Genomic DNA, 26,571 nt, shown 5'->3' with positions numbered 1-26,571 from the left:
CCCGGGCCCACTATGGCGGCATCCCAACCGGAGGATGCCGCCATGACCGCGCCCGCCCCGAATTTCGAGATTTTCAAGCCCACCGCCGTCCGCCAGATCATGACGCCCGGCGTCCTGACCGTGCGGCCGGAGACGCCGCTGGTGGATGCCCTGCGCCTGATGGTGCGCAACCGCATCAGCGGCCTGCCGGTGGTGGAGGATGATCCGGCGGCGGATGGCGGCGGCTGCCGCGTCGTCGGCGTCCTGACCGAGGGCGACCTGATGCGCCGCGCCGAGACGGGGACGGAGGCCCCAAGCCACTGGTGGCAGCGCCTTTTCATCACCCCGGGCGACCAGGCCGACCAATACAGCAAGGTCCACGGCCGCCGGGTGGATGAGGTCATGACCCGCAGCGTCCTGACCGTGGACGTGGACGACGACATCGCCACCGCCGTCGCCCTGATGGACCGCCACAAGGTGAAGCGCCTGCCGGTGCTGGCCCATGGCCATTTGGCGGGGGTGATCAGCCGCGCCGACGTGGTGCGCGCCCTGCTGCACACCCTGGACCTGGGCGTGACGCCGGTGGAGGAGCCGCCCTTGCTGGACAGCGAAATCCGTTATCGCCTGCTGGTGGAATTGGCGGACAAGCGCTGGTGGGCCGACAGCCGCGTGGATGTGACGGTCGCCAACGGCATCGTCACCCTGACCGGCGTCGTGTATGACGCCCGTGTGGCCCAGGCCTTCCGCGTGGTGGCGGAAAACGGCCCCGGCGTGCGCGAGGTGCGCGATCAGTTGGTGGTGGCTGAGGGCCTGCCCGGCTGGGCCGGCGTCGATAACGCCTTCGTGGCGTGAGGCAGCTTTGGCCGCCCAACTCGGCAGGTTTTGACCGGCGGCACCCTTTCCTTCCGGTGTCGCCGTCCGGCGATGTGCCGGGAATCAAGGGCTTGGCCATGGCTTGAAAGTTGCATGTTTGTCGTTCATCGCTCACCGATAGATTTTGGGGGAGGGGAACGATGAAAATGATGCCGGTCATCAATTGCGGGGTCAGCACGGGTGTCAGCCACCTGGGGCCGCCGAGCGACGACACCGCCGCCAAGCAGTCGGCGCTGGACCAGATTTTCGCCGTCAGCGACACCGACAAGGATGGCGTCCTCAGCGCGAAAGAGGTGGAGGCCGCCGTCGCGTCCGGCGAAGGCGGCACGGCCGATGCCGACGCGCTGTATGGAAAGTTGAGCGCGGATGGCACCAAGACGGTGGACCGCCAACGCTTCATGTCCAGCTTCCCGGGCGGCAGCCTGACCGGCCCCACCCTGTACCTCCTGGCCCAGACCAAGGACATGAGCGACCACGGCTATGTCGAGACGCGGCACCTGGTGTCCTTGGTCAATCCCGAGACGGGGGAGGAGGACGGCGGCGAATACCCCTGGATTCCGCCAGAGAAGACCGACCCCGGCAGCCCTGTCGCCCGCGCCACCCTGGACATGATGTACGGCGCTTTCGGCCAGGTGGTGAACGACGCCGGCAAGGACATGCTGAAACAGATGCGGGACAACCAGGCGTTCCTGCCGTGACCCATGGGACGGGGCGTCGTGGTTCCGAGGCGCCCCGTCCGCCTATGCCCTGTTGACATTAATCTGATTACTCCGACAAATGAGTGCGGATGTTAGCGTTATCACAGGCGCGACCGCGCTCATCGCCATGGGGCATCGCCATGGGGCGGGCAGCGGCCACGGCAGTCTGACGCGCGCAGAATAAATGAGGGTCCGCAGCGGCAGGTGCGGGACGGGCCCCAGGGAGAACAGCGTTATGCCACGAAGCTGCGACCGACTGCTGGCGCTGACGGTGATCCTTGCCGTGCTGTCCACTAGCGCCGGGGCGGAGCAATTGCCCCTGGCGTCCGGCTGGCGGGTTCATCGCGGCGAGGCGGCGGGCGCCGAGGCCGTGGCTTTCGATGACAAGGACTGGCGCCAGGTCACCGTTCCCCATGACGCGTCCATTGATGATCATGCCGATGGGACGCCGCCGTTCGACGCGCAGGCGGTCGCCGGCCAGGACTCCGGTTACCTGCCGGGGGGACAGGCTTGGTACCGTCGGCATCTGGTGCTGGACGCGGCTCAGGCGGCCCGCGTCGTCCGTCTGAATTTCGAAGCCGTCTACATGGATGCCGACATCTGGCTGAACGGCCAGCGGCTGGCCCGCCATCGCTACGGCTATACGGCTTTCAGCCTGGACCTCACGGGCAAGGTGAGGTCTGGTGATAATGTCATTGCCGTGCGGGTCAATCATCCCGACCCCTCGTCGCGCTGGTATGCCGGCACTGGCCTCATCCGCCCGGTCAGCCTGGATGTCCTGGACCCCGTGCATCTCGATCCGGAGGGCACGGCCGTCACCACCCCGGTGGCCACGGTGCAAAGCGGACAAGTCGCGGTGCGGTCGGCGGTGGTAAACCGTTCGCCCCGCGCGGCGACGGTCGATCTGCTGTCCCAGGTGGTGGCGGCCGATGGCACTGTGGTGGCCCAGGCGCGGCAGGTGCTGCCGGCGGCGGCCAACGGCCGGGTGGAGGGGGCCCAGTCGCTGGGGGTGGACCGGCCGGCGCTGTGGTCGCCGGATGCGCCCAACCTCTACACCCTGGTGCAGCAGGTGCGCGTGAGAGGTGTGCTGAAGGATGAGCGGCGCACCCGTTTCGGCATCCGCACCATCACCGTCGACGCGCGGCAGGGCTTGCGCATCAACGGCCAAAAGGTGGTGCTGAAGGGCGGCAACATTCACCACGACAATTACATGATCGGGGCCGCCGGCCTGCCCGATGCGGACGCGCGTAAGGTCGCGCTGATGAAGGCCGCCGGCTACAACGCCATCCGCAGCGCCCACAACCCGGCCAGCCAGGCGACTCTGGATGCCGCCGACGCGCTGGGCATGCTGGTCATCGACGAGGCCTTCGACGCCTGGGATAAGCCCAAGCGCGCCCAGGACTACGCCCGCTTCTTCGCGCAGGATTGGGTGGCCGACCTGGACAGTCTGGTGGTCAGCGGTCGCAACCATCCCAGCGTGCTGTTCTGGAGCATCGGCAACGAGATACCGGAGCAAGGAACGCCGCAGGGGGCGGAGACGGGCAGGCGCCTGGCGGAGCGGGTGCGCCGCCTGGACCCCACCCGTCCGGTTATCCAGGCGGTCAGCATCGACGGGCCGGACAACGCCCGTCAGTTCGCCGTGCTGGACGTGGCCGGCTATAACTACCGCGCCCATCTCTTCGGCCCCGACCATGTTCAGTTCCCCAACCGGGTCATGCTGACCACCGAGTCCACGCCCCAGGATGCCTTCCAGTATTGGCGGCCGGTCGAAACCATGCCCTGGGTGATCGGCGATTTCGTCTGGACGGCGGTCGACTATATCGGTGAGGCCGGCATCGGCTGGATGGGCTACAGCCAGGATTGGCAGAAGCTGGCGCCCTATCCCTGGACCCTGGCCTATTGCGGCGAGATCGACGCCACGGGCCGCAAGCGGCCGGCCGCCTATTACCGCGAGGTGCTGTGGAAGACGGGCATCGACCCCATTTCCGCCTTCGTGCGCCAGCCGGCGGGGACGGAGGATTTGCCCGACCGGCATTACTTCCCCATCCAGCCGCCGCATCTGGACTGGTCGCTGGATGATGTCCATCCCAGCTGGACCTGGCCTGGGCAGGAGGGCAAGCCGCTGGAGGTGGTGGTCTACTCCGAATTCCCGGAGGTGGAGCTGTTCCTGAACGACCACAGCCTGGGCCGCCGCGCGGTGGGCGTGGCCAGCGAATACAAGGTGACCTTCCAGGTTCCCTATGCGCCCGGCCGTCTGGTCGCCGTCGGCTATCGCGATGGCCAGCCGGCAGGGCGGTGGGAATTGCGCACGGCTGGCGTGCCGGCCCAGGCCCGGCTATCGCTGGACCGGACGGCGATGCGGGCCAATGGCGAGGATTTGGCCTATCTGACGGTGGAATTGGCTGACGCCGACGGCACGCCCGTTTACGCGCGGGATGCCGATCGCCTGGTGACCGCGCGGGTTGCGGGCGCCGGCGTGCTGGCCGGCATGGGGAATGGCGATCCCCGCGATGCCGGCAGTTTACAGTCCGGCCAGCGGCGCACCTTCCATGGCCGCGCGGTCCTGGCCATCCGGGCCGGTACCCGGGCGGGGCCCCTCACGGTCGACATCGACGTCGCGGGGCTGCCCACGCGCCGGGTCACGCTCGATGCCATCTCCCCTTGATCCAAGCCTCATAAAACAAAAGACGACAGGGACGGCCATGCGCTCATCATTGAAGGACTTCATGTCCAAGTCTCTCCTGCCAACCATCGGCATGCTGCTGGCGCTCACTGTGACGGCCCGGGCCGATACCGTGGTGGAAAGGTTGGACGGTGCCGGCTCGCTGGCCTTGCGCACCGAGCGCGGCGTTCTCACCATCGAGCCCTGGCAGGATGGCATCATCCACGTCCGGTTCGGGACGCCGGGCTATCGCGGCAACTACAATCCGGCCGTCATCGCCCAACCCGGCACTGTCGCCTTCCAGGTCGAGGAGACGCCTGACGCCTATGTGCTGACCACCGCGCGGCTGCATGTCCGCGTCGCCAAGCGGACGGCGGCCGTAACCTTCCTGGACGCCAAGGACCATGTGATCCTGGAGGAGGGGGAGCGTGACGCCGGGGTGGGGGCCACCCAGTGGTTCAAGACCGCGACACCGATTTATGGATTGGGCCAGCACCAGAATGGCGTTCTGGACTACAGCGGCCATACCATCCACCTGCAGCAGGCCAACACCGACGTGGGCATTCCCATGCTGGTGTCGCCCACGGGCTTCGGCCTGTTGTGGAACAACGCCTCCGTCACCGATGTCGACGTCGCCACCGGCGCGTTGCCGCTGGGCATCCGGTCGGAGGCGGGGCCGGGCATCGATTATCACTTCATCCTGGGACCCAAGCTGGATGAGGTGATCGCCGGCTATCGCGCGCTCACCGGCGACGTGCCGTTGATGGCCCGCTGGACCTGGGGCATGTGGCAGTCCAAGGAACACTACAGCACCCAGGATGAACTGGTCGCCATCCCACGGCGCTACCGGGACATGGGCGTGCCCATCGATGTCGTGGTGCAGGATTGGCAGTATTGGGCGGGCGGCCAGTGGGGCAGCCACCGGTTCGAGGAGTCACGCTACCCCGACCCCAAATCCATGGTGTCGGCGATCCATGATCTGCACGTCCACACCATCATCTCGGTATGGCCGCGCTTCGACCTCGGCACCGCCAACCTGGCGGAGTTGGATCAGGCCGGCGCGGCCTTCCCGGACGCCTTCAACAATGTCTACCCCGTCGGCTTCGGCCGCTGGTACGACGCCTGGAGCCCCAAGGGACGGGAGATCTATTGGTCCCAGATCATGCGGAACCTGGGCGTCCTCGGCTTCGACGGCTGGTGGCTGGATGGGGACGAGGCGGAGCTGGGGGGAAGACCGGCGAGATGCGGGAGCAATCGACCGCCGCCGGCCCCGGCATCGTCGTCAACAACAGCTTCCCCTTGCTGCACACCAGCGGCGTCCATGACGGCATGCGGCGGGACCAGCAGGACAAGCGGGTGTTCATCCTGTCCCGTTCCGCCTACGCTGGCCAGCAGCGCAACGGCGTCATCACCTGGTCGGGCGACACCCACGCCAGTTGGGAGACGCTGGCCAAGCAGATCCCGGCGGCACTCAATTTTTCGCTGAGCGGGGAGCCCTATTGGTCGGCGGATATCGGTGGCTTCTTCAGTCCCGACCCGGTGAAGGACAAGACCTATGCCGAACTGTTCGTGCGCTGGCACCAGTTCGGCGTCTTCAACCCGATGTTCCGCATCCACGGGGCGGGGCAGGGCAAGGAGATCTGGAACTTCGACCCGGCGATCCAGAAAATCCTGATCGACGACGTCAAACTGCGCTACCGCCTGTTGCCCTATGTCTATTCCCTGTCCTGGGATGTGCTGAGCCATCGCGGGACGATGATGCGGGCGCTGGCCTTCGATTTCCCCGAGGACGCCGCCGCCCTGCGCGTCACCGACCAGTACATGTTCGGCAAAGCGTTCCTGGTGTCGCCCGTGTTGCAGGCGGGCGCCACGACGCGCAGTGTCTATCTGCCGGGCGACGGCCGGTGGTTCGATTTCTGGACGGGCGCCGCCCAGGCGGGCGGCCGGCGGGTGGACGCGAAGGCGGACCTGGCGACGCTGCCGCTGTTCGTGCGGGCGGGCAGCATCGTGCCGCTGGGCCCCGTCAAGGCCTATGCCGACGCCCCCAGCGATGAGCCGCTGGAACTGCGGGTCTACCCCGGCCGCGACGCCGCGTATGAGCTGTATGACGATCAGGGCGACGGTTATGGCTACCAGGCGGGCAAGCGCGCGGTCATTCCCCTGGCCTGGTCGGACAAGCAGCGCCGGCTGACGATCCAGGCGCGCGACGGCGCCTTTCCGGGAATGCCCGCCACGGTGCGCTTCCGCGTCGTCTGTGGTGCGGCGCCAGGGGCGGAGGACGCCAAGATCATCGCCTACACGGGCGCGGCCGTCACCGTTGCGCTGCCGCGCTGTCAGTGACGGCGCTTGGGGGACGCTCCAGAACGCCGCCGCCCCCGCCGGCAAGGAGGCCAGCACGCGGTCGAAGTCATCCAGGTAGACGTGGCGGCGCAGGGCCTCCGCCACGTCGCGGATCGCGGTGTCGGGCGCGAAGTTGTGATCGCGGCGCAGCGCCTGCACCTCGCGCGTCATGGTGGCGCGGTCGGTGAAGGGCACCGGGGGCTCATCGATCGGCCAGTCAGTCACGAAGATGGCGCGCAGCAGGGGCGGCAGCACGCCAGCGAAGCGGATGGCGTCGGCGGGGCCAAGCCGGCGGCGGAAGGTCTGCAACACCCCCTGCACCATGGTGTAGGTCTGGTTGCGGGTGGCCAGGCCGGCGAGGTCGCGGGCGTCGGCCAGGAAGCGCTCGAAGTCCTGGGACGCGTGCTGCAATTCCATGGGGATGGGCATGGGGCCGGCCTCCTTTCTGCGCGGGTACCGTCAGGAAGGGCCATCCGGGTGGGGACGGCCCTCCTTACGGGGATGGTCGCTCAGGCGGCCAGCAGCCCCTCGGCCTTCAGCGCCGCCTGCACCTTGGGCCGCTGGCCCACGCGGGTGAAGAAGGCGGAGACCTTGGGATAGGCGGCGAGGTCGATCCCGACCTTGCCCGCCCAGGTCAGCACGACATAGGCATAGGCGTCGGCCACGGTGAAGGTCTCGCCGGTCAGATAGGAGCGGCCGTCAGCCAGCACGGTTTCCAGATACGTGAAGCGGCGATCCAGGTTCTGCTTGGCAACCGTCTTGTAGTCGTCCGGCGTCGCCGGGTTGAACAGGGGGCTGAAGCCTTTGTGCAGCTCGGTGGCGATGAAGTTCAGCCACTCCTGCACCTTGTAGCGGCCGAGGCTGCCGGCGGCGGGGATCAGACCGCTGGCGGGGGCCAGGTCGGCCAGATACTGCGCGATGACCGCGCCCTCGGTCAGCACGGTGCCGTCATCCAGCGTCAGCGCGGGGACGGAGCCCTTGGGATTGGCCTCCAGGAAGTTGGCGCCCGTCTCCGTCACCTTGGTCTTCAGGTCCACCGCCTCGATGGCGATGTCCAGACCGGCCTCCAGGGCCACGATGTGCGGGGAAAGCGAGCAGGCGCCGGCCTTGTAGTAGAGCTTCATGGAACGATCCTCTGCCATTCTTCAGCTGCTTCCTTACCGGGAAGCGGATGGGGGAACCATTCCTAAGGGGGCTGCGTTCCGGTGCCAAGGGGCGAAATCCCGCACGACCATATCGCGGACGCGGGGTCGCAGGGGGAACGGCTTGATCGAGTGTCCCGCACCGCATGGTTGGGTGGGCCGACTGTCAGCCATGCTGGGCACACACTTGTTCCACGCAACGGCTTTGCCCAAATTCTCAAACGGCGGGTAGCGTTTTCGTCGCCCTGTTCCCGCGTCAAAGCCCCGGATGAAAGGCAGTGTTACGGCCCATGCTCGTCGCGCTCATCATATCGTGCGCCTTGTTCATGGAGAACCTGGACGCCACCGTGCTGGCCACGGCCCTGCCGGCCATGGGCACCAGCCTGGGCGTCAGTCCCATTCATCTCAGCCTGGCCATCACCGCTTACATCCTCAGCCTGGCCGTGTTCATCCCCATCAGTGGCTGGGTCGCCGACCGCTTCGGCTCCAGCCGAGTCTTCCGCGCCGCCATCGTGCTGTTCACCCTGGGTTCCATCGCCTGTGGGCTCAGCCAGTCGCTGCCGCAGCTGGCGGTGGCGCGCCTGCTGCAGGGCGTGGGGGGTGCCATGATGGTGCCGGTGGGCCGGCTGGTGCTGTTGCGCACCGTGCCCAAGGACCAGCTGGTCCGGGCCATGAACTACCTGACCACGCCGGCCATGGTGGGGCCGCTGATCGGCCCGCCCATTGGCGGCCTGCTGACCACCTATCTGTCCTGGCGCTGGATTTTCTTCATCAACATTCCCATCGGCCTGCTGGGACTTTACCTGTCCTGGCGCTACATCGCCGATCATCGCGAGGAGTCGGTGGCCAAGCTGGACGGCTGGGGCTTCGTCAGCTCCGGCGTGGCGCTGGCCGCCCTCATGGCCGGTTTCGAGTCCATCGGACGCGACGGGGTGGATTGGCGCGTGGCGCCGGCGCTGTTGCTGTTCGGGCTGCTGGTCGGCATCGTGGCGGTCCGCCACTCGCGGCGCCATCCCCATCCCCTGATCGACCTGGATCTGCTGAAGACCGCCACCTTCCGCATCAGCGTGCTGGGCGGGTCGCTGTTCCGCATCTGCATGGGCGCCATCCCCTTCCTGTTGCCACTGATGCTGCAGGTGGGGTTCGGCATGACGGCCTTCATTTCCGGTCTGCTGACCTTCGCCACGGCGGCGGGGGCGCTGGTCATGAAGATGACGGCCGGCCCTATCCTGCGCCGCTATGGTTTCCGCCAGGCGCTGGTGATCAACAGTGTGCTGTCCGCCCTGCTGACCGGCGCCATCGGCCTGTTCCGGCCCGATACGCCAGTGGCGCTGATCCTGGTCGTGCTGCTGGTGGGCGGCTTCTTCCGCTCCCTGCAGTTCACCGGCCTGAACACCCTGGCCTTCGCGGACGTGCCCGCCGCCCGCATGAGTGCCGCTACCAGCCTCTCCTCCATGGTGCAGCAGGTGTCGCTGGGCATGGGCGTCGCCGCCGGCGCGCTGCTGCTGCACGTCACCCTGGCCGCGCATGGCGGCGACGCCCTGCAGCCCCATGACTTCATGGTCGCTTTCCTGACGATCATGGCCATCGGCCTGACCTCGGTCTTCCACTTCGTCCGCCTGGACCCCGACGCCGGCGCGGAGGTCAGTGGCCACCATACCCATCCGCTGAAGCCCGCGACCGAAAGCGCCGCCGGCGACGATTAAAGCCGTTGCCTGCCATTGGAATGGGGCTCTACGCCGCCCTTGGGCGGGGGCCAGCCCTTGGCGTGTGTAAGGTGTTCGGCGGACGTCTTTCAATCCAGCGATAGGCCCATAACTCGCCAGCGCCGGCAGGGGGCTGCGAGAGGGAACGGTTCATGCCGCTTTGGCGGGCGGCGCTCTGCATCGCGCCGCCCGTGTTGCGATGGCCAGCCGGCATGGCAGGCATATATAAAAGTGATGAGTGACGATATAGAAGAAACGTTACTCATCATATATCTTTACTGGGTAGCACGATGGTGCTCCCGCCCCCTGATGGCGCGGGTTCGTTTCATAGCCGATCCCTGGTCCAGCCCTGGTCGGGTTGCGTCGGCGCTCCCGGAGAAAGATGATGCTCGCCTCGATCAACAGAATTTCGCGGAGGTCGGCCAAAGCGCTGATCCTATTCAGCGTTATGTCGGGCACGGCCTTTGCCGCGCAGGACCAGGACCCGGCGAAAGTCTTCGTCGCGTCGCTGATGGGCAAGCGGGAACCAGTGGCGCGCAGCGTCGTCCCCCCGTCTCGTCGCCTGAGACCGATCCGGCGCGGCGGTTCATCGATGGCCTGCAGGGCAAGCACGACGGCCTTTTCCGCCCGGCCGCGTCGGCCACGGATTCCCGCCCCGATCAGGACTTTATCAACCGCTTGGGGGGCAGGGCGTCCTAGAACGCGACCGAGCCGGTATTTTCCTTAACGTCTCGTCAGGCCAACAAGGGGCCGATCCGGGAAGTGCTTTTGAAGCCTTCTCGCCATGGAACCGCCCACCACTCACAGGGACCGCCATGTCCAACTCTCCAGTCGTCGTCATCACCGGCGTTTCATCGGGCATCGGGCGTGCCGCCGCCGAAAATTTCGCCAGGCGGGGCTGCCAGGTATTCGGCACCGTGCGCGACATCGCTAAGGCAAATCCAATACCCGGCGTCGTTTTGATTGAGTTGGATGTCCGCAGTGATGACTCCGTTCGACGCGGCATTGAGAACATCGTGGCGAAGGCGAAAAGGATCGACGTCCTGGTGAACAGTGCCGGCGTCAGCCTGCTCGGCGCCACCGAGGAAACATCGATCGCCGAGGCTCAGGCCCTCTTTGATACCAATGTGTTTGGCATATTGCGGACGGTAAAAGCCGTGCTGCCGCATATGCGGGCGCAGCGCGCCGGAAGAATTGTCAACGTCAGTTCTGTGCTCGGCTTTCTTCCCGCGCCGTATATGGGCCTTTATTCGGCGTCCAAGCACGCCGTCGAGGGATTGTCCGAAACCTTGGATCACGAGGTCCGCAGCTTCGGGATACGGGTGGTCCTGGTCGAGCCGTCGTACACCAAGACCAGCCTTGACGTTAACGCGCCGCAAGCGGCGTCCCAACTGACGGCTTACGACGCCGAGCGGGATACGGTCTTCCGTACCATCCAGCAGAGCCTCGGTAATGCGCCGGGGCCCGATCGCGTGGCCGCCACCATTGTCGACGCGGCCTTGGGCACCTGGAGAATGCGGCGCACCCCGAAAGGCGAGGCCTCTCTGCTCAGGATATTACGGCGCTTCATGCCTTCCGGCCCTGTCGATGCCAGCTTAAGGAAGACATTCGGCCTGAGGTGACGGGATGAAGGCGCCGCGGCCCGACCTCATCCCCCGTAGGCGTGCTCCGGCAGGCCGGGGACATCGACGCGGAAGCTGAAGATGCCGCCGGATTGTGGATGGCGGGCCAGTTCGGCCTCGTCCAGCTTCTGCCGGGCGGTGGTGACGTAGGCGGTCTTCAGGTCTGGGCCGCCGAAGGCGATCATGGTGCACAGGCGGGCGGGGATGGCCACCTCCTCCAGGATTTCGCCCTGGGGTGACAGGCGCACCACCCGGCCGCCGTCGTACAGCGCCGTCCAGTAGCAGCCCTCCGCATCCACCGAGGCGCCGTCCGGCCGGCCCAGGCCATGCGGAAACTGGTGGAAGACGCGCTGGTTGGACAGATGGCCGCCCGCCAGGTCGAAGTCATAGGCGTAGATGACGTGGTTGGGCGTGTCCGCCAGATAGAAGGTGCGGTCGTCGGGGGAGAACGCGATGCCGTTGCTGGTGAGGAAGCCGGTGGCGATGTCGGTCACCTGCCCGTCCACGCCCAGGCGGTACAGCGTACCGTTGCGGTGCTGCTTGGTGCCATCCAGGGTGCCGGACCAGAAGCGGCCCAGCCGGTCGCAGCGGCCGTCGTTGAAGCGGTTGTCGGGCCGCGACTCTTCCACCTGGGCGCCCAGGGGCATGGGCTCCGCCGCGAAATCGGACAGGAGGGCGAAGCCGTCCTTCATGCCCAGAACCAGGCCGTGGGCGCCTTGGCGCGCCAGGCAGGCCGCCGGCTGGTCGAAGCCGCGCTGCACGTCCTGGCCGGTGGCGGGATCGAAGCGATGGAGCGTCTTGGCCGGAATGTCCACCCAGTACAGCGCGCCATCCTGGCCATCGGCGCCGTAAACCCAGCGCGGGCATTCGCCCAACTGGGCCTGGGCGTCCAGAACACAGCTGACTTCACGCATCGTTCATCCTCGTTAACCGATTGGCTGGATAGGTTGGCACCATATAGCGGCAGGTGACCGGCCAAGGCCAGGGGTTCGCGGCCGGAGGTGTTTGAGGGATCGTCATGACCCGGACATAGTGACCGCCCCTGTTTTCAGGACTCCCCGCCAGCGCGCAAAAGGATTAAGGGTAGGCCCGCAAAGAACGATGATCCCGCCCGGCGCCCGCAACGCCGGGTTTCCAGTCTGGGCCTGACAATGACCGCATCCCCCACGCCGCGCCGCGCCGCGCTGGCCTTTGTCTTCGTCACCGCGTTGCTGGACGTCTTGGCGCTGGGTATCGTCATTCCGGTGCTGCCGGACCTGTTGAAGGGCTTCGTCGGTGGCGACAACGCCCGGGCCGCGCACATGGTGGGCCTGTTCGGCACCCTGTTCGCCGCCATGCAGTTCCTGTTCTCCCCCTCATCGGCGCGTTGTCCGACCGGTTCGGCCGACGCCCCATCCTGCTGGTGTCCTGCTTCGGCCTGGGCGCGGACTATATGCTGATGGCCCTGGCGCCGACCTTGAGTTGGCTGGTGGTGGGGCGCATCCTCTCCGGCATCACCGCCGCCAGCTTCACCACCGCTTCGGCCTACATCGCCGACGTGACCCCGGCGGAAAAGCGCGCCGGCGCCTTCGGCATGCTGGGCGCCGCTTTCGGCCTGGGCTTCATCGTCGGCCCGGCGGCGGGGGGGCTGCTGGGGGCCGTCAGCCCGCGCCTTCCATTCTGGGTGGCGGGCGGCCTCAGCCTGCTTAACGCCTGCTATGGCCTGTTCGTCCTGCCGGAATCGCTGCCGGCCGACCGCCGCGGCGTTTTCTCCTGGCGGCGTGCCAACCCGCTGGGCGCGTTCGCCCTGCTGCGCGGCGCGCCGGGTCTGCTGGGCCTGGGCGGCATCGTCTGGCTCTACTATCTGGCGCATGAGGTGCTGAACAACACCTTCGTCATCTACGTCAACGACCGCTATGGCTGGGGGCCGGAGTCCGTGGGCCTGACCCTGGCCGGCGTGGGCGTGTGCAGCACTATCGTGCAGGGCGGTCTGGTGGGCCGCGTGGTCAAGCGCCTGGGGGCCCGTCGCACCATGATGGTGGGGTTGGTCGCGGGCACCGCCGGTTTCGCCGTCTTCGGCGCCTCATCCGCGGGTATCGGCTTGCTCTGCGGCATCCCCCTGGTGGCCCTCTGGGGCATGGTCGGTCCTTCCGCCCAAAGCCTCATGTCCGCCCGAGTGTCGGCGACGGAGCAGGGGTTGCTGCAAGGCACGCTGGTCAGCATCCGCGGCGTCACCGGCATGGTGGGGCCCCTGCTGTTCACCACCGTGCTGGCCGACAGCGTGGGTCCCTTCGCCATGCTGCCCCATGGGTCGCCCTTCCTGCTGGCCGCCGTGTTGCTGATGGCGGCGCTGGGCCTGTCGTTCCTGGTCACCCGGCCGCAAGAGGCGGTGGCCTGAAAAAGGGGCCGTTTCAAGCCGTGAACGGTGATGATTGAATAAAAACTGGGCGGATGCTCCATAACTAAAGTGTAATTTTTCGCAAACCGTCATCTCATCGAAATAATCAGCCTATACAAAAGAGGAAGACAACCTGGGCTAGAGGCGCGCCCCGGTCGGGCCCCGGCCCCCTTCAAGGGGCTGCCCGCCTGAACCGTGCGCGCAAGCCCCTGGTGTGACGTGACTTTCTCCGACGGCAGCTCCGGCAGGGGCAGGGCCGGCACCTCTGGCGTGGGCGACGGCGATGTGGGAAGAAACGGGCTCCGGTTTTGCGGAGAAGACGCGGCCGCAAATATTGGTGGTCGACGATACGCCCGACAACCTCAAGATCATGAGCGGCCTGCTCAAGGACAATTACCACGTCCGCGTCGCCAATTCCGGTGAGCGGGCCTTGGCGGTCGCCGCCGCCCATCCCCGGCTGGACCTGATCCTGCTGGACATCGTCATGCCCGGCATGGACGGGTACGAGGTCTGCCGTCGCCTGAAGGCCGACCCCGCCACCCGCGACATCCCCGTCATCTTCCTCACCGCCCGCAACGAGGTGGCGGATGAGGAACAGGGCCTGTCCATGGGCGCGGTCGACTACATCACCAAGCCCATCAGCCCGCCCATCGTGCTGGCTCGGGTCGGCACCCACCTGCGACTGAAGGCGGTGGCCGACCTGCTGCGTGACAAGGCGGATTTTCTGGAGGCTGAGGTGGCCCGCCGCACGCGGGAGATCATGGCCATCCAGGACGTCACGGTCATGACCCTGGCCTCGCTGGCGGAAACGCGCGACACGGACACCGGCAACCACATCCGCCGGACGCAATTCTACGTGCGCGCCCTGGCGCTGCGCCTGCGCCGTCACCCCCGCTTCGCCGGCTACATCACCGACAGCCGCATCGACACCCTGTTCAAGTCGGCGCCGCTGCACGACATCGGCAAGGTCGGCATTCCCGACCGCATCCTGCTGAAGCCGGGCCGTTACCAGCCCGAGGAATTTGAGATCATGAAGCGGCACACCACCCTGGGCCGCGATGCCATCGAGGCGGCGGAGGACGCGCTGGGCGCTCCGGTCGAATTCCTCACCTGCATCAAGGAGATCGTCTACTCCCACCATGAGAAGTGGGACGGCAGCGGTTATCCCGAGGGTCTCTCGGGGGATGAGATTCCCATTTCCGCCCGGTTGATGGCCGTGGCGGACGTCTATGACGCCCTGATCAGCCGTCGGGTCTATAAGGAACCCATGCCGCATGAGCAGGCCGCCGCCATCATCGCCGATGGCTCGGGCGGTCATTTCGATCCCGATATTGTCCAGGCTTTCCTGGAGATCGAGGACGAGTTCCGGGCCATCGCCGCGCGCTTCGCCGACAAGGATGGCTTCCTGGATGAGAAGCGGGACTACCTGTTGGCGGCGGACAGGCGTTAGCCCGGGAAGGGGCCGGCCGTCGGTCGGAAGTCGATATGCAACTCGCCGGCGGGGATGATCTGACGCAGGGGGGCGGGGCGGCGCCGGTGGTTTACCGCGCGCGCGACATCCTGCTGCCGGCGCAGGGTATCGCGGAACGCACACCCTGCGGCGATGTCGTGCAGATGTTCCTCAGCGCCCCCCTTCTGCCCTGCGTCGCCGTCGTGGATGACTGGGGCGGCGTGCTGGGTTTGATCGCCCGCGAGTTCCTGCTGTCGACCTTCGCCCACCAGATCAAGTCGGAACTGTACCGGCGGCGGCCGGTGGCCTTCATGCTGGGCCGGCCCTACCTGTGCGTCGATGTCGACACCCCCCTGGACGACGTCAGCGCCATGATCGCCAGCGACCACCCCAAGGCGCTGACGGAAGGCTTCCTGATCACCGACCAGGGCCTGTATGCCGGCGTCGGCACGGGTGTCGCGCTGTTGAGCCGCATCGTCGCCATGACCCGGGCCCGCGCGCTGGAACTGGAGGCCGCCCGCCACACGGCGGAGGCGGCGTCCCAGGCCAAGGCGGATTTCCTGGCCAACATGAGCCACGAAATCCGCACGCCCATGAACGCCATCATCGGCATGAGCCATCTGGCGCTGAAAACCGACCTCAATCCCCGCCAGCGGGATTATATCAGCAAGATCCAGCGCTCCAGCCAGCATCTGCTGGGGATCATCAACGACATCCTGGACTTCTCCAAGATCGACGCCGGCAAGCTGACCATCGAGCGGGTGGAGATCCGGCTGGATGAGGTGCTGGACGGCGTCGCCAACCTGGTGTCGGAACGAGCGGCGGCCAAGGGATTGGACTTCGTTTTCGACGTGGATGCCGGGGTGCCGGGGAACCTGATGGGCGACCCGCTGCGTTTGGCCCAGATCCTGATCAACTTCGCCGGCAACGCCGTGAAGTTCACCGAGACGGGGCGCATTTCCATCCACATCCGGGCGGTCGATGAGGATGAGATGTCGGTGACCCTGCTGTTCCAGGTGGCGGACACCGGCATTGGCATGACGGCTGAGCAGCAGGGGCGCCTTTTCCGCAGTTTCGAGCAGGCCGACGCCACCACCACCCGCCGCTTCGGGGGCACGGGGCTGGGCTTGGCCATCTCCAAGCGCCTGGCGGAACTTATGGGCGGCTCGGTCGGTGTGGACAGCACCTATGGCCGGGGCTCTTGCTTCTGGTTCACGGCCAAGTTGGGACGGGTGCCCACCAGCCAGCCGCTGTTGCCCCGGCCCGACCTGCGGGGGCGCCGGGTGCTGGTGGTGGATGACAGCCGCAACGCCCGGCGGGTGATGTCGGCCATGCTGGCCGCCATGTCCTTCCGGGTCGATGGGGCGGCCGACGGCCACGCCGCCATCGCCGCCATCCAGGAGGCGGCCGCCGCCGGGTCCCCCTACGACGTGGCCTTCCTGGACTGGCAGATGCCGGATATGGACGGCATGGAGACGGCGCGGGCCATCGGCGCGCTGGGCTTGGCCCGTCCGCCGCACCTGATCATGGTAACGGCCTACAGCCGCGAGGATGTCCGGCGGGCGGCGGAGCAGAGCGGGCTCGAGGATGTGCTGATCAAGCCGGTGAACTCCTCCGTGCTGTTTGATGCCGTCATCCGCGCCATCGCCGGGGCCGAAGACGCACCGCCCAGGGCCCCCGCCGGCGCCTCCCCTGATTTCCAATCCTTGCAGGGGCTGTCCGTGCTGCTGGTGGAGGACAACGACTTCAACCAGCAGGTGGCCATCGAGCTGTTGACCGATGTGGGCGTCGGCGTCGACCTGGCGGAGAATGGCGCCATCGCGCTGGAGAAGATCGCCGAGCGGCGCTACGACGCCGTGCTCATGGATGTGCAGATGCCCGTCATGGATGGCCTGACCGCCTCGCGCCGCATCCGGGAGATGGGGGAAGGGGCGTTGCCCATCATCGCCATGACCGCCAACGCCATGGCCTCGGACCGCGACCGCTGTCTGGCGGCGGGCATGAACGACTACGTTTCCAAGCCCATCGACCCCGACCAGTTGTTCGCCGTGCTGGCGCGCTGGGGGCGGGGCGGCACCGAGGCGGCGGGGGCGCGGGTGACGCCGCCGCCCCTGGAAAAGGCGCCCGACCCGGTGCCGGAGCGCGCCATCGCCATCCCCGGCATCGACGCGGAGGATGGGTTGCGGCGGGTGCGCGGCAAGCGCGCTCTCTATGCCGACATCCTGAGGAAGTTCGCCGCCAACCAGCGCGCCACCCCCGCCGCCATCCTGGACCGCTGGCGCAGTGGCGACACGGCCACGGCGGAGCGGCTGGCCCACACCCTCAAGGGCGTGGCCGGCACCATCGGCGCCGGCGACGTGCAGCGCGCGGCGGCGGCGGTGGAGGCCGCCCTGCGCGGCGGTGCCGCGCCGGAGCGGACAGTGGCCATCCTGACCCCGCTGCTGGAGGATGTGGCGGCGGGCATCGAACGCTGGCTGGCCGAGGATGCGCCAGCGCCGGCGGCCGTCCCGGACTCCGACCCTGCCCAGGCGGCGGCCCTGATGGCACGCCTGCGCGACCTGCTGGCCGACAACGACCCCGAGGCCGAGGAATTGGCCGAGAGCAACCTGCATCTGCTGCGCGCGGCCATGCCCGCCCCCCGCGCCGATGACTTCATCCAGTCGGTGCGCGGCTTCGACTTCAGCCGGGCGCTGGAGTTGATGGAGCCGTAGGCGGGCGGTTGACCATGATGCGAAGAAACGCGAGCGCCGGTAAGGCACTCTTCACCAGCAACTATCTGATCGCTCACGCCTGTTTCGCCTGCCGGCGCAGCTGGAAATCGCCGGTGCGGTTTGATGATGTGGGGGAGGAGCGGTCCTGTCCCGCCTGCGGTGGGCGACTGCGCCTGATGGGGCGCTCGTTCAAGGCGCCCAAGCGCACCGACGTTGCCCAATGGCAGAAGTGGAAGCGCTGTGGCGGCAGGGGTATCGGTTCTCGAGCTATCGCTCCCGGCCAGGGGCGGAGCCGCTGCCGGCCATGCCCAAGGAGGTACCCGGCTTCCTGCGGCGCAACCCGGACCACCCGATGCGATTGAAGTCCACCCGCGAGGCGGCGGGGCGGAAGAGGGACGAACCGGCGGGGCGGCGCTGACCGCCCCGCTGGTCACCAGTCCTACCATCGCCCTTGAAACCTGACCGAGCGTCAGGATTCAAGGGCCCTCAGGCGCCGGGTGGCGACCCCGCCGCCTAGGGCTAACGCTAACGATCAGATTTTCTGACCGTTGGCATCATAGTGGCAGTGCATAGAAACCGATTGCGGGATTGGAAGCTGTCCAGGGTTCAGCTGCATTCGGCGACAATTGATACCTGTTGTTCCATAGCGATAGCGCACCAAACACATAATGAAAGTTGTAAACAGGGACGGTGCCTTGAACTGTTGAGGCTGGCGTATAGAAGGCAATGCCCGACTTATTATTCGCCGTAGTGCTGAGAACCCAGCCCGCAGACGGACTGGAATTAGGGCTGTAGTAGAAGCGCAAGGGATTCTGGTCACTCGGTGAGGGAATCGTGAACTGATAAACCGGAACAAGATTTTCATCCGGGGATGGAAAGGCAAGGAAAGCGATTCCAGCAAAAACGAAACCTGAAGAGGCGACGGGGTCATTTAAATTAAGGCTAAAATATACCCGCTCCTGCGAATTGTTAATGGAGGGGGCGACAAACTTGTAAACGGGATAAGCACTCGGAACTGTCAACGTAGCTTGCGTCGTCATTTTCATCTCCACATGTTTGGTTTTCCTGACGCTGCCGGATATGATTTTCTCTCATACCGAGGTCAGTCCGCCGTTTGGCAGAAGTCATAAAGCATTATTCGTGCCAATATTTTATCTGCGTATTTCAATGGTTTACTGGATGGGCTTTCTCATAGGTGCGATATTGAACATGACGGACATATCGGTCGTGTCCCCCTGCGCGACCTGCTGGCCGACAACGACCCCGAGGCCGAGGAACTGGCCGAGAGCAACCTGCATCTGCTGCGCACGGCCATGCCCGCCCCTCGCGCCGATGACTTCATCCAGTCGGTGCGCGGCTTCGACTTCAGCCGGGCGCTGGAGTTGATGGAGCCGTAACTGGCTTGATTTTGTCCCCTTTGATATACTGGTCAGACAGACCAGTTTCGGGGGCGGACATGACGCGAGAAAAACGTGGGGCGCCAAAGCCTGATGACCGCTGGCCCTTACAGGATGCCAAAGCACGCTTCAGCGAGTTGGTGCGACGGGTCAAAAGCGATGGTCCACAGCATGTCACGGTGCATGGTCGTGACGAAGTGGTGGTCATTTCGGCGGAGGAGTTCCGTCGCCTGAAGGGGGGCCTTTCCGGACAGGCCCTGGTGGATGCACTCCAGGTGTGCCCACATCCGGATGTGGAGTTCGACGTTGAGCGCATGGTGATGCCAGTGCGTGATGTCGCTCTATGACGGGCTGGTTGCTGGATACCAATGTCTTGTCCGAACTCCGCCGACCCAAGCCGGACAGGAAGGTCGTCGCTTTTGTGGCTGCCCAGCCGCTTGATACTCTTTTCATCAGCACGGTGACGCTGGCGGAGATCCGGTTTGGCATTGAGCAGGCGGCGGATGCCGGCAAAAGGTCGGACCTGACCGATTGGCTGACGCACAAGCTGCGTCCGATGTTCGATGGCCGCGTCCTGCCTGTCAGTGAAGATGTGATGTTGAAGTGGCGGCTTTTGGTGGAAGCGGGCCGACAAGCCCGGCATACCTATACGCAGCCTGATTTGATCATTGCCGCGACAGGGCTTCACTATGATTTGACGGTGGTGACACGCGACGTGACGGATTATGTCCGCACGGGCGTCCCAGTCTTGAATGCCTGGCTCTGACGTTGCTGCCGGCAATCTGGCGGGGCGGCGCTGGCCGCCCCGCCGATTTCGGTCTTACTCCGCCGCCCCTGGCGCCGCCGCCCTGACGAAGTGGCGGACGTCGTCGGTCAGCTTATCGAGGGCGGCGCGGTTCAGGTACATCATGTGCCCGGCCTCGTAATAGCTGAAGGTCACGCGATCGGTGGGCACGCCGTTGGCGTTCATGGCGTTTTCGTTGGAGAAGAAGGGCACGCAGATGTCGTACCAGCCGCCGGCCATGAACACCTTCAGCTTGGGGTTCTGACGCATGGCGTCGCCGTACCAGGGCGCCACGTTGGCGTAGCCGCCGCCCTCGTCCCCCCAGGTCTTCCAGTCCCAGGTCTTGCCTACGTCGCCGCTGGTCCGGTACTCCCGGTCCATCTTGATGTTCAGGTCGCTCAGCAGATAGCTCTGCAGCGTGGTGGCGAAGGCGGCGCCGACGCCGTAGCCCGAAGGGTCACTGTCCACCGTATCGCCCGCCGAGTCATATTCCTGCCCGGTGTAGCGGCCGTCATAGATGCCGACGACCTTGCCCTGGTCGCGCAGCAGTTCCTTGGCGAAGCGCACGTCGCGGACGCGCAGGTTGGTGCGGTCGAGATAGGCCGGCGACAGGCCGGTGAAGCGCGACAACTTGTCGATCACGCCCTTGCGCTCGGCCGGGCTCATGCGGTTGCCCTTCAGCAGGGCCACCGGATATTCCTCCACCGCGAACTTGCGCACCTGGTTCATGAAGGCGTCGAACCCCATGGAGGTGTCGGCGATCTTCTTGTGGTACCAGGCCACGGCGGCATAGGTCGGCAGGAAGGCCGGGTAGGGCACGTCGTTGCCGCGGTTGAACTCGAACGCGCCATAATCGACGGCGCCGGAAACGACGATCAGGCCGTTCAGGCCCACGGGCGCGCCATTCTCCAGCAATTCTGGCAGCAGGGCGCCGATGCGCATGCCGCCGTAGCTTTCTCCGCCGATGAAGACAGGGGAGTTCCAGCGCTTGTGGTCGGTCAGCCAGCGCCGCATGAACTGCGCGATGGAATGGGCGTCCTGCTTCACGCCGTAATAGTCCTTCTCATCCCCCTTGGGCAGGATGCGGCTGTAGCCGGTGCCCACCGGGTCGATGAACACCAGGTCGGCCACGTCCAGCAGGCTTTGCGGGTTGTCCTTCAGGGGGTAGGGCGGGCTGCCGGCGTTGGTCGCGTCGCTGGGCACGTCCACGCGCTTGGGGCCCCAGGCGCCCATGTGCAGCCACAGGCTGGCCGAGCCGGGGCCGCCGTTGAACAGGAAGATGAGGGGGCGTTGCGTCGCGTCCTTCACCCCCTTCTTCACATAGGCGGTGGAGAAGACGGTGGCCGCGTCCTCCTCCTTGTCGTTCACCAGGTGGGTTTCGCCGGCCAGCACCTGGTAGTCCACGCGCTTGCCGTTGAAGGTGCCGCTGCGGTCGATGGTGAAGTGCTTGGGGGTCCAGTCTTTATCGGCACCGGACTTGTCGCCCCCCGCCTTGTCATCGCCCTTGGCTTGATCGGCCGCCGGCTTGTCGCCGGCGTTGGCCGGCGTGCTGGTGATGGCCATGTGGGTGGTGAGCAAAATCAAGGCCGTGCCGGTCAGCAAGGCCGCCAGCTTCCACTTCGGTGTGGGCATATGTCGGAACCCCCATAACCCCTGGTTTCATTGTTGCCCGGCGTCCGGTGCTTCCCCGCAGTACCGGCCCGGGCTTGGGTGCAGTCTAGACATGAGCGAGGCTTGCGGGCAAAGGTCCCGTCTGTCGCGGGGCCGAAAAGCGGTCCGCTTGGTAAGGCGATGACTGGCCCTGGCAATTTTGCAAGCGGGGCCCACATTAGGGTGGGGCGGGAAGCCGGCCCCATGATTTAGGGTCCGTGATCCTGGGGGAGAGAAGATGTTCGGTCGGTTTGGTTCGCGTGCGGTCGCCGCAGTCCTGGCGGTGTCCCTGGCCTTGGCGCCCTTGGCTGCCGATGCCCGCCCGGGCCGCAGTTCCAGTTCCGGCAGCCGGGGCAGCCGGACCTACACCACGCCCGCCAACCCATCGGTGACGGGCCAGCCCATCCAGCGCAGCATCACCCCGCCGCCGGCCGCCGCTCCCGCGGCCCCGACCTATCAGCCGCGCCCAGGCTTCCAACAGCCGTTTGGCCAGCCGGGATTCGCCCAACCGGGATTCGCCCAGCCCAGCTTCACCCAGCGCCACCCCTTCCTGTCGGGCATGATGGGCGGCTTCCTGGGCGCCAGCCTGTACAACTCGCTGTTCGGTCACCACGGTTATGGCGCCGGTGGCGATTATGGCAGCGGCTCCGGCGGCGCGCTGGGGGGCCTCCTGCGGCTGCTGATCATGGCGGGCATCGTCTATCTGATCTATCGCCTGATCCGCATGGCCATCAGCGGCCCGCGCCCGGCCTCAGCCTCGGGCATGACATATGAGATGTTCCCCCCGCAGGACGCCCCCTACAACGCGACTCCCTTCGGCGGTGGCTACAATAATCAAGGGGGCGCGTCCGTTCCGCCGCCGCCGCCCGTCCCCGCCATCGGCGTGCAGATGCAGGGCCAGGACCTCTCGGCGTTCGAACAGATCCTGACCGGCATCATGGACAGCTGGAGCAAGGGCGACCTGACGGCCCTGCGCCGCCACCTGACACCGGAAATGCTGTCCTACTACGGCGAGGAGATGACCGAGAACCAGAGCCGCGGTGTGCGCAATCTGGTGGCCGATGTGCACCTGGTGAAGGGCGACGTGGTGGAAAGCTGGCATGAGGACGGTCGCACCTACTGCACCGCCTTGCTGCGCTGGCGCGCCCGCGACTGGACGGTGGATGAGACCACCGGCCGCGTGGTGGCGGGCGACGATCAACGTCCCGAAGAGGTTCAGGAGCTGTGGACCTTCGTCCGGGCGGATGGTGGCCGCTGGCTCCTGTCGGCGATCCAGCAGGTCTGAAGCCGCAAGCCGTTCAGCGTACGGCCGCCGCCAGGGCGGCCAGCGCCCCGGTCAGGGTGCCCAGGGCGGACCGGCACGCGCTCTCGTCCTGGCGCCGCAGGGCCGTCTCCGCCTCCGCCGCGGCTGCGGCCACAGGGGGGACGGCCACCTGTTCCGCCGCCGCGTTCAAGGCGAGGAGGTGGGCGGACGCGGCCTGCCAATCCTGGCGGTTCACCGCTTCGAAGATCGCCGACACCGTTTCCCCAAACTGGCCGATCAGGCGTCGCAGCAGGGTGATGTAAAGGTCCCAGTCGTCGGCCAGGCCCAGCTGGGCCAGACGCTGGTCGATATCGGGCACCAGCGCGCGCAGGCGGCTGGCGATCTCCTCGGCGGTGCCGTGGGCGTCTGACAGGTGACGGCGGATGGTGGCCGCCAATCCCTCCAGATCGAAGGGCTTGGTCAGGAAGTCGTTGATGCCGGCCTCGTACGCGCGGGCGCGCTCCGCATCCAGCACGCCGGCGGTCAGAGCGATGATGGGCAGGGCCGTCAATCCCAGCTCCGCTCGAATCAAGCGGGTCGCCTCATAGCCGTCCATCACCGGCATCTGCATGTCCATCAGCACCAGGTCGAAGTCCCGAGGCGTGGCACGCAGCCAGTCGACGGCCTGCTGCCCATCGCCGGCGATGGTGACGGTCGCCCCCTCCGACTGCAGCAGCAGGCGGCCGACGTCCTGGTTGATGGCGTTGTCCTCCACCATCAGCAGGCGCATGCCGTCCAGGCGCTTGGGTCGTTGGCGCCCGCCAGCTTCAGCCGGCGTCGTCGGGCGCGCCGGTGGTTGCGGCGCGGCTGGTTCCGCCACCCGCACCGGCACCGTGAACCAGAAGGTGCTGCCCGCGCCGGGCTGGCTGTCCACGCCGATTTCCCCACCCATCAGGTCCACCAGCCGCTTGCAGATGGCCAGGCCCAGGCCGCTGCCGCCATAGCGGCGGGTGGTCGAGGTGTCCGCCTGGGTGAAGGCGCTGAACAGGGTGGGGATGATCTCGCGGGGAATGCCGATGCCGGTATCGGTGACGGCGAAGCGCAGGACGGCCTGATCCGGGGCAGGCCGGCCGATGAGGTCGATGGTCATCGCCACGCTGCCCGCATGGGTGAACTTGATGGCGTTGCCCAAAAGGTTCAGCGCCACCTGTTGCAGCCGCAGGCGGTCGCCCACCACCGCCGTTGGCACATCCGGCGCGATCTTGGCCGACAGGGCGAGCTTGCGTTCATTCGCGCTGACCGACACCAGGGACATCAGCCCGTCCACCCAATCCGGCAGCCGGAACGCCGCGTGCTCCAGGTCGAGGCGGCCGGCCTCGACCTTGGAGAAGTCCAGGATGTCGTTGATGAGGTCCAGCAGGCTGCGACCGGCGGCGGCGATCTTGGTCACGAAGTCCCGTTGCTGGGGGCCCAGGTCCAGATCACCCAGCAGATGGGTCAGGCCCAGGATGGCGTTCATGGGCGTGCGGATCTCGTGGCTCATGTTGGCCAGGAAGTCGGTTTTGGCGCGGCTTGCCGCCTCCGCCGCCGTTTGCGCCGCCACCAGGGCCGCTTCGCGGTCCCGCATCTCGGTGATGTCCCAGTTGACGCCGATGATGCGCACCGGCCGGCCCTCGGCGCTCTTTTCGGTGATCGACGCGGCCTTGACGTGACGCAGGCCGCCGCCGGGCCGCCGGATGCGGAACTCGATATCCAGATCGGCGTTCCCCTGCACGACACGCCGGAACTCGGTTTCTACCCTGGCGATATCGTCCGGGTGGCACTGCTCGCGCCAGACGGTGGGGCCGTGGCCCTGGGTAGGGGGCCTGCCGTACAACTGGAACATCTGCTCGTCCCAGTCCAACTGTCCGCTGGCGACGTCATATTCCCAGATGGCGATGCCGCTGGCCTTGGTCGCCAGCGCCAGCCGCGAGGATGTCGCGCGCAATTCCCGCTCGGCCCGCTTCAGCGGCGTGACATCGGTTACCAGGACATAGAAGCCCTGGACCGCGCCCTGGTGATCCACGTCGGGCATATAGTGGATCCAGCTGTCGGTGGGACGACCGTCCCGCCGCGTCAGCGTCCGCTCGAACCGTTGGGTTTCGCCGCGCAGCGCCCCGTCCATATACGGCTTGTTGGCGGCGAAAAGCTCGGCATCCAGCAGGGTCCTGGCGCTTTGGCCCAGGATTTCCTCCGACGTCTTGCCCAGCCATTTGCGATAGCGGTCGTTGGCGAAGCGGCAGCGCAGGTCCTTGTCCCAATAGCCGACCATGCCGGGGATGTTGTCCGCGATGGCGCGGATGAAGCGCTGGCTGGCGCGCAGGGCCTCTTCCGCGCGCAACTGCTCCGTCACGTCCCGGCCCGACCCGCGATATCCGATACAGGCGCCGGCCGCGTCTAGGATGGGGGTGCCGCTGATGACGATGTGGCGCAGGGCCCCGTCCTCGCCCACCAGATCATAGGCCAGGTCGCGAAACGGCACGCCGCGCCGCACGCAGTCTTCGTATTGGTCCAGCCGGGGGTCGGAGGACAGGTCACGGCGTGTCTTGCCGATCAGCCCGCGATGGTCCTGCCCGATGCGCGAAACACCTTGCGACATGGCGGTGAAGCGGCCGTCCCGGTCGGTTTCCCAGTACCAGTCGGTCGACAGTTCCGTCAGCGTCTTGAAACGCTCCTCCCGCTGGGCCAACTCCGCTGTGCGGAGGCCGACCTCCCGCTCCAGCAGTTCGGTCTGGCGGGCCGCTTCCCGGGCGGCGGCGTGGCGGCGCGTCAGGTTGACCAGGTAGAAGTGCAGCAGCAGGGCCAGCAGGATGCCGCCCGTCGTGACCTGCGCCGCCGCCAGCAGGGGCGGGGTGAGGTTCAGGGCGCGCAACAGCATCGGTGTCGCCTGGAAGCGGATCAGCCAGTCGCGGCCGAAGATGTTCAGCCTCTCTTCATGGACCAACCCATCGACCACGCCGCCGGGCAGGGCGGGGGTCTGGTAGAAGGGGGCGGTGTGCGGATCCTCGGTGATGTCGCTCACGCTGAATCCAACGTCGGCGCGCATGAGTTCCGACCCGGCGATCATCCGGCTGATGAGGAAGGGCGTATAGGACCAGCCCAGCGTCGCGGCCTGGCGGGCGTCGGCGTCGCCGAGGTCGGCGCCTTGCCGATAGATCGGCAGCAGCAGCAGGAACCCGCCCGTCTCGCCGGGTGCCTGCACCAGGGCAATCGGGGCGGTCAGCCGGGGTTCCCCCGACCGCATCGCGGCGACGGCCGCGGCATGGCGCGCGGGTTCGGAGGCGATGTCCAGGCCCACGGCGTTGATGTTCGCCGCCTCGGGCTCGATGAACTGGATGACGGCATGCTCCGCATCATGGGGGCGCAGCTCGCGGATGCGGAAATCGGGGCGCCCATCGCGGTGTTGCCGTGCGATGAAGGACGCCTCGTCCGCTACGGGCACCCGCCGGATGATACCGAAGCCCATGGCGCCACGGAACTCCGTCGCCAGGGACCGCGTCGCCGCGTAGCTGCGGAACTGGGCCAGGGTCAACGCCTCGGGTCCGCCGGCCACGACGGCGGCGCCGCGAGCACCGCGCAGGCCATATTGGTACAGCATGACCTGTTGACGCAGATCCTCCGCCATCTCGCCGGCCCGCGCGGTCAGGCTGGCGGTCGCCAGGGTCTGGTTGTGGGTGGCCATCAGGCGGGCGGCGACCAGCCCCCCCACGACGCTGAGCACCATGAGAAGCACGGGAATAAGGATGGTCATCCGCATGGGCCGGCCCGCCCACGACGCGATCATCTTCTGTCGCCCAGGCGGGGCGGCGGGGTGGACGCCGACACCGCTGGGCAATGACGGCGAATTCCGCAAAAACATCCCGACCTCACGATTCTCCGGCGTCCAGCTTGCATCGTC

The 26,571-nt window shown here is 66.8% G+C and carries 19 protein-coding genes and 2 pseudogenes; 15 read left to right on the top strand and 6 right to left on the bottom strand.

Annotation, left to right across the window (positions count from 1 at the left end; genetic code table 11):
• The first annotated feature begins 42 nt into the window (after nucleotides 1-42).
• The 5 genes and pseudogenes from UCD39_RS14380 (at nucleotide 43) to UCD39_RS14360 (ending at nucleotide 6,552) form a co-directional block, all read left to right on the top strand.
• Nucleotides 43-831 (top strand): CBS domain-containing protein, encoded by a 789-nt coding sequence (locus UCD39_RS14380; RefSeq protein WP_330496663.1) that lies wholly within the window; start codon nucleotides 43-45, stop codon nucleotides 829-831.
• 161 nt (nucleotides 832-992) lie between these two features.
• A complete protein-coding gene (locus tag UCD39_RS14375) occupies nucleotides 993-1,550 on the top strand; it encodes a hypothetical protein (RefSeq protein WP_330496662.1) in 558 nt (185 codons plus the stop codon).
• 235 nt (nucleotides 1,551-1,785) lie between these two features.
• On the top strand, nucleotides 1,786-4,215 hold the full coding sequence (locus UCD39_RS14370) for a glycoside hydrolase family 2 TIM barrel-domain containing protein (RefSeq protein WP_330496661.1): 2,430 nt from the start codon (nucleotides 1,786-1,788) through the stop codon (nucleotides 4,213-4,215).
• Nucleotides 4,100-5,377, top strand: a pseudogene (locus UCD39_RS14365) (TIM-barrel domain-containing protein); the annotation flags it as partial. The gene UCD39_RS14370 and the pseudogene UCD39_RS14365, both read left to right, overlap by 116 nt.
• A 77-nt stretch (nucleotides 5,378-5,454) precedes the next feature.
• Complete coding sequence (locus UCD39_RS14360) at nucleotides 5,455-6,552, top strand: glycoside hydrolase family 31 protein (protein WP_330496660.1); 1,098 nt, start codon at nucleotides 5,455-5,457, stop codon at nucleotides 6,550-6,552.
• Nucleotides 6,553-6,588: 36 nt separating this feature from the next.
• Here the strand turns inward: UCD39_RS14360 and UCD39_RS14355 are convergent.
• Together UCD39_RS14355 and gstA are read right to left on the bottom strand one after the other, a co-directional pair.
• Nucleotides 6,589-6,969 (bottom strand): annotated as a pseudogene (locus UCD39_RS14355) (DUF2267 domain-containing protein); the annotation flags it as partial.
• 92 nt (nucleotides 6,970-7,061) lie between these two features.
• A complete protein-coding gene (gstA, locus tag UCD39_RS14350) occupies nucleotides 7,062-7,694 on the bottom strand; it encodes a glutathione transferase GstA (protein ID WP_330496659.1) in 633 nt (210 codons plus the stop codon).
• A 290-nt stretch (nucleotides 7,695-7,984) separates the two neighbouring features.
• On the opposite strand from gstA, the gene UCD39_RS14345 reads away from it, so the two are divergent.
• Together UCD39_RS14345 and UCD39_RS14340 are read left to right on the top strand one after the other, a co-directional pair.
• On the top strand, nucleotides 7,985-9,400 hold the full coding sequence (locus UCD39_RS14345; protein ID WP_330496658.1) for a DHA2 family efflux MFS transporter permease subunit: 1,416 nt from the start codon (nucleotides 7,985-7,987) through the stop codon (nucleotides 9,398-9,400).
• An 815-nt stretch (nucleotides 9,401-10,215) separates the two neighbouring features.
• The gene (locus UCD39_RS14340; protein ID WP_330496657.1) at nucleotides 10,216-11,022 is read left to right on the top strand and encodes an oxidoreductase; all 807 of its coding nucleotides are present in this window, start codon (nucleotides 10,216-10,218) and stop codon (nucleotides 11,020-11,022) included.
• Between the two features lie 26 nt (nucleotides 11,023-11,048).
• Here UCD39_RS14340 and UCD39_RS14335 read toward each other — a convergent pair whose 3' ends face one another.
• Nucleotides 11,049-11,936, bottom strand: coding sequence for an SMP-30/gluconolactonase/LRE family protein (locus UCD39_RS14335; protein WP_330496656.1), 888 nt, complete (start codon nucleotides 11,934-11,936; stop codon nucleotides 11,049-11,051).
• 237 nt (nucleotides 11,937-12,173) lie between these two features.
• Here UCD39_RS14335 and UCD39_RS14330 point away from each other — a divergent pair, with 237 nt between their 5' ends.
• The 5 genes from UCD39_RS14330 (at nucleotide 12,174) to UCD39_RS14310 (ending at nucleotide 17,978) form a co-directional block, all read left to right on the top strand.
• Complete coding sequence (locus UCD39_RS14330) at nucleotides 12,174-12,461, top strand: hypothetical protein (RefSeq protein ID WP_330496655.1); 288 nt, start codon at nucleotides 12,174-12,176, stop codon at nucleotides 12,459-12,461.
• Nucleotides 12,389-13,399: an MFS transporter gene (locus UCD39_RS14325; protein ID WP_330496654.1), complete on the top strand. Its 1,011-nt coding sequence runs from the start codon at nucleotides 12,389-12,391 to the stop codon at nucleotides 13,397-13,399. Before UCD39_RS14330 ends, UCD39_RS14325 begins: the two co-directional genes overlap by 73 nt.
• Before the next feature lie 283 nt (nucleotides 13,400-13,682).
• Nucleotides 13,683-14,849 carry a response regulator gene (locus UCD39_RS14320; RefSeq protein ID WP_330496653.1) on the top strand — a complete coding sequence of 389 codons (1,167 nt, stop codon included), beginning with the start codon at nucleotides 13,683-13,685 and terminating at the stop codon, nucleotides 14,847-14,849.
• Between the two features lie 35 nt (nucleotides 14,850-14,884).
• Nucleotides 14,885-17,560, top strand: a complete 2,676-nt coding sequence (locus UCD39_RS14315) for a response regulator (RefSeq protein WP_330496652.1) — start codon at nucleotides 14,885-14,887, stop codon at nucleotides 17,558-17,560.
• Between the two features lie 220 nt (nucleotides 17,561-17,780).
• Nucleotides 17,781-17,978 carry a hypothetical protein gene (locus UCD39_RS14310; protein WP_330496651.1) on the top strand — a complete coding sequence of 66 codons (198 nt, stop codon included), beginning with the start codon at nucleotides 17,781-17,783 and terminating at the stop codon, nucleotides 17,976-17,978.
• A 136-nt stretch (nucleotides 17,979-18,114) separates the two neighbouring features.
• Here the strand turns inward: UCD39_RS14310 and UCD39_RS14305 are convergent, their stop codons facing one another.
• The gene (locus UCD39_RS14305; RefSeq protein WP_330496650.1) at nucleotides 18,115-18,600 is read right to left on the bottom strand and encodes a hypothetical protein; all 486 of its coding nucleotides are present in this window, start codon (nucleotides 18,598-18,600) and stop codon (nucleotides 18,115-18,117) included.
• A 416-nt stretch (nucleotides 18,601-19,016) separates the two neighbouring features.
• On the opposite strand from UCD39_RS14305, the gene UCD39_RS14300 reads away from it, so the two are divergent.
• Together UCD39_RS14300 and UCD39_RS14295 are read left to right on the top strand one after the other, a co-directional pair.
• Nucleotides 19,017-19,304 (top strand): type II toxin-antitoxin system Phd/YefM family antitoxin, encoded by a 288-nt coding sequence (locus UCD39_RS14300; RefSeq protein ID WP_330496649.1) that lies wholly within the window; start codon nucleotides 19,017-19,019, stop codon nucleotides 19,302-19,304.
• Complete coding sequence (locus UCD39_RS14295) at nucleotides 19,301-19,723, top strand: type II toxin-antitoxin system VapC family toxin (protein WP_330496648.1); 423 nt, start codon at nucleotides 19,301-19,303, stop codon at nucleotides 19,721-19,723. Before UCD39_RS14300 ends, UCD39_RS14295 begins: the two co-directional genes overlap by 4 nt.
• 54 nt (nucleotides 19,724-19,777) lie before the next feature.
• Here the strand turns inward: UCD39_RS14295 and UCD39_RS14290 are convergent, their stop codons facing one another.
• Nucleotides 19,778-21,373 (bottom strand): S10 family peptidase, encoded by a 1,596-nt coding sequence (locus UCD39_RS14290; RefSeq protein WP_330496647.1) that lies wholly within the window; start codon nucleotides 21,371-21,373, stop codon nucleotides 19,778-19,780.
• Between the two features lie 256 nt (nucleotides 21,374-21,629).
• Here UCD39_RS14290 and UCD39_RS14285 point away from each other — a divergent pair, with 256 nt between their 5' ends.
• The gene (locus tag UCD39_RS14285) at nucleotides 21,630-22,676 is read left to right on the top strand and encodes a TIM44-like domain-containing protein (protein WP_330496646.1); all 1,047 of its coding nucleotides are present in this window, start codon (nucleotides 21,630-21,632) and stop codon (nucleotides 22,674-22,676) included.
• Nucleotides 22,677-22,689: 13 nt separating this feature from the next.
• On the opposite strand, the gene UCD39_RS14280 is transcribed toward UCD39_RS14285, so the two are convergent.
• Nucleotides 22,690-26,430, bottom strand: coding sequence for a CHASE domain-containing protein (locus UCD39_RS14280; RefSeq protein WP_330496645.1), 3,741 nt, complete (start codon nucleotides 26,428-26,430; stop codon nucleotides 22,690-22,692).
• Nucleotides 26,431-26,571: the final 141 nt, after the last annotated feature.

The organism is Nitrospirillum karajorum, assembly GCF_036348415.1.
GTDB classification, from domain to species: domain Bacteria; phylum Pseudomonadota; class Alphaproteobacteria; order Azospirillales; family Azospirillaceae; genus Nitrospirillum; species Nitrospirillum amazonense_B.
Note: the sequence above shows the minus strand (reverse complement) of the source record. Positions and strands in the feature narration are given on the sequence as shown.

What these genes read in the sequence shown, in the direction of transcription:
- UCD39_RS14380 (WP_330496663.1), top strand. Translation starts at nt 43, where the DNA reads ATGACCGCGCCCGCCCCGAATTTCGAGATTTTCAAGCCCACCGCCGTC.
- UCD39_RS14375 (WP_330496662.1), top strand. Translation starts at nt 993, where the DNA reads ATGAAAATGATGCCGGTCATCAATTGCGGGGTCAGCACGGGTGTCAGC.
- UCD39_RS14370 (WP_330496661.1), top strand. Translation starts at nt 1,786, where the DNA reads ATGCCACGAAGCTGCGACCGACTGCTGGCGCTGACGGTGATCCTTGCC.
- UCD39_RS14360 (WP_330496660.1), top strand. Translation starts at nt 5,455, where the DNA reads ATGCGGGAGCAATCGACCGCCGCCGGCCCCGGCATCGTCGTCAACAAC.
- gstA (WP_330496659.1), bottom strand. Translation starts at nt 7,694, where the DNA reads ATGGCAGAGGATCGTTCCATGAAGCTCTACTACAAGGCCGGCGCCTGC.
- UCD39_RS14345 (WP_330496658.1), top strand. Translation starts at nt 7,985, where the DNA reads ATGCTCGTCGCGCTCATCATATCGTGCGCCTTGTTCATGGAGAACCTG.
- UCD39_RS14340 (WP_330496657.1), top strand. Translation starts at nt 10,216, where the DNA reads ATGTCCAACTCTCCAGTCGTCGTCATCACCGGCGTTTCATCGGGCATC.
- UCD39_RS14335 (WP_330496656.1), bottom strand. Translation starts at nt 11,936, where the DNA reads ATGCGTGAAGTCAGCTGTGTTCTGGACGCCCAGGCCCAGTTGGGCGAA.
- UCD39_RS14330 (WP_330496655.1), top strand. Translation starts at nt 12,174, where the DNA reads ATGACCGCATCCCCCACGCCGCGCCGCGCCGCGCTGGCCTTTGTCTTC.
- UCD39_RS14320 (WP_330496653.1), top strand. Translation starts at nt 13,683, where the DNA reads ATGTGGGAAGAAACGGGCTCCGGTTTTGCGGAGAAGACGCGGCCGCAA.
- UCD39_RS14315 (WP_330496652.1), top strand. Translation starts at nt 14,885, where the DNA reads ATGCAACTCGCCGGCGGGGATGATCTGACGCAGGGGGGCGGGGCGGCG.
- UCD39_RS14310 (WP_330496651.1), top strand. Translation starts at nt 17,781, where the DNA reads ATGGCAGAAGTGGAAGCGCTGTGGCGGCAGGGGTATCGGTTCTCGAGC.
- UCD39_RS14305 (WP_330496650.1), bottom strand. Translation starts at nt 18,600, where the DNA reads ATGACGACGCAAGCTACGTTGACAGTTCCGAGTGCTTATCCCGTTTAC.
- UCD39_RS14300 (WP_330496649.1), top strand. Translation starts at nt 19,017, where the DNA reads ATGACGCGAGAAAAACGTGGGGCGCCAAAGCCTGATGACCGCTGGCCC.
- UCD39_RS14295 (WP_330496648.1), top strand. Translation starts at nt 19,301, where the DNA reads ATGACGGGCTGGTTGCTGGATACCAATGTCTTGTCCGAACTCCGCCGA.
- UCD39_RS14290 (WP_330496647.1), bottom strand. Translation starts at nt 21,373, where the DNA reads ATGCCCACACCGAAGTGGAAGCTGGCGGCCTTGCTGACCGGCACGGCC.
- UCD39_RS14285 (WP_330496646.1), top strand. Translation starts at nt 21,630, where the DNA reads ATGTTCGGTCGGTTTGGTTCGCGTGCGGTCGCCGCAGTCCTGGCGGTG.
- UCD39_RS14280 (WP_330496645.1), bottom strand. Translation starts at nt 26,430, where the DNA reads ATGCGGATGACCATCCTTATTCCCGTGCTTCTCATGGTGCTCAGCGTC.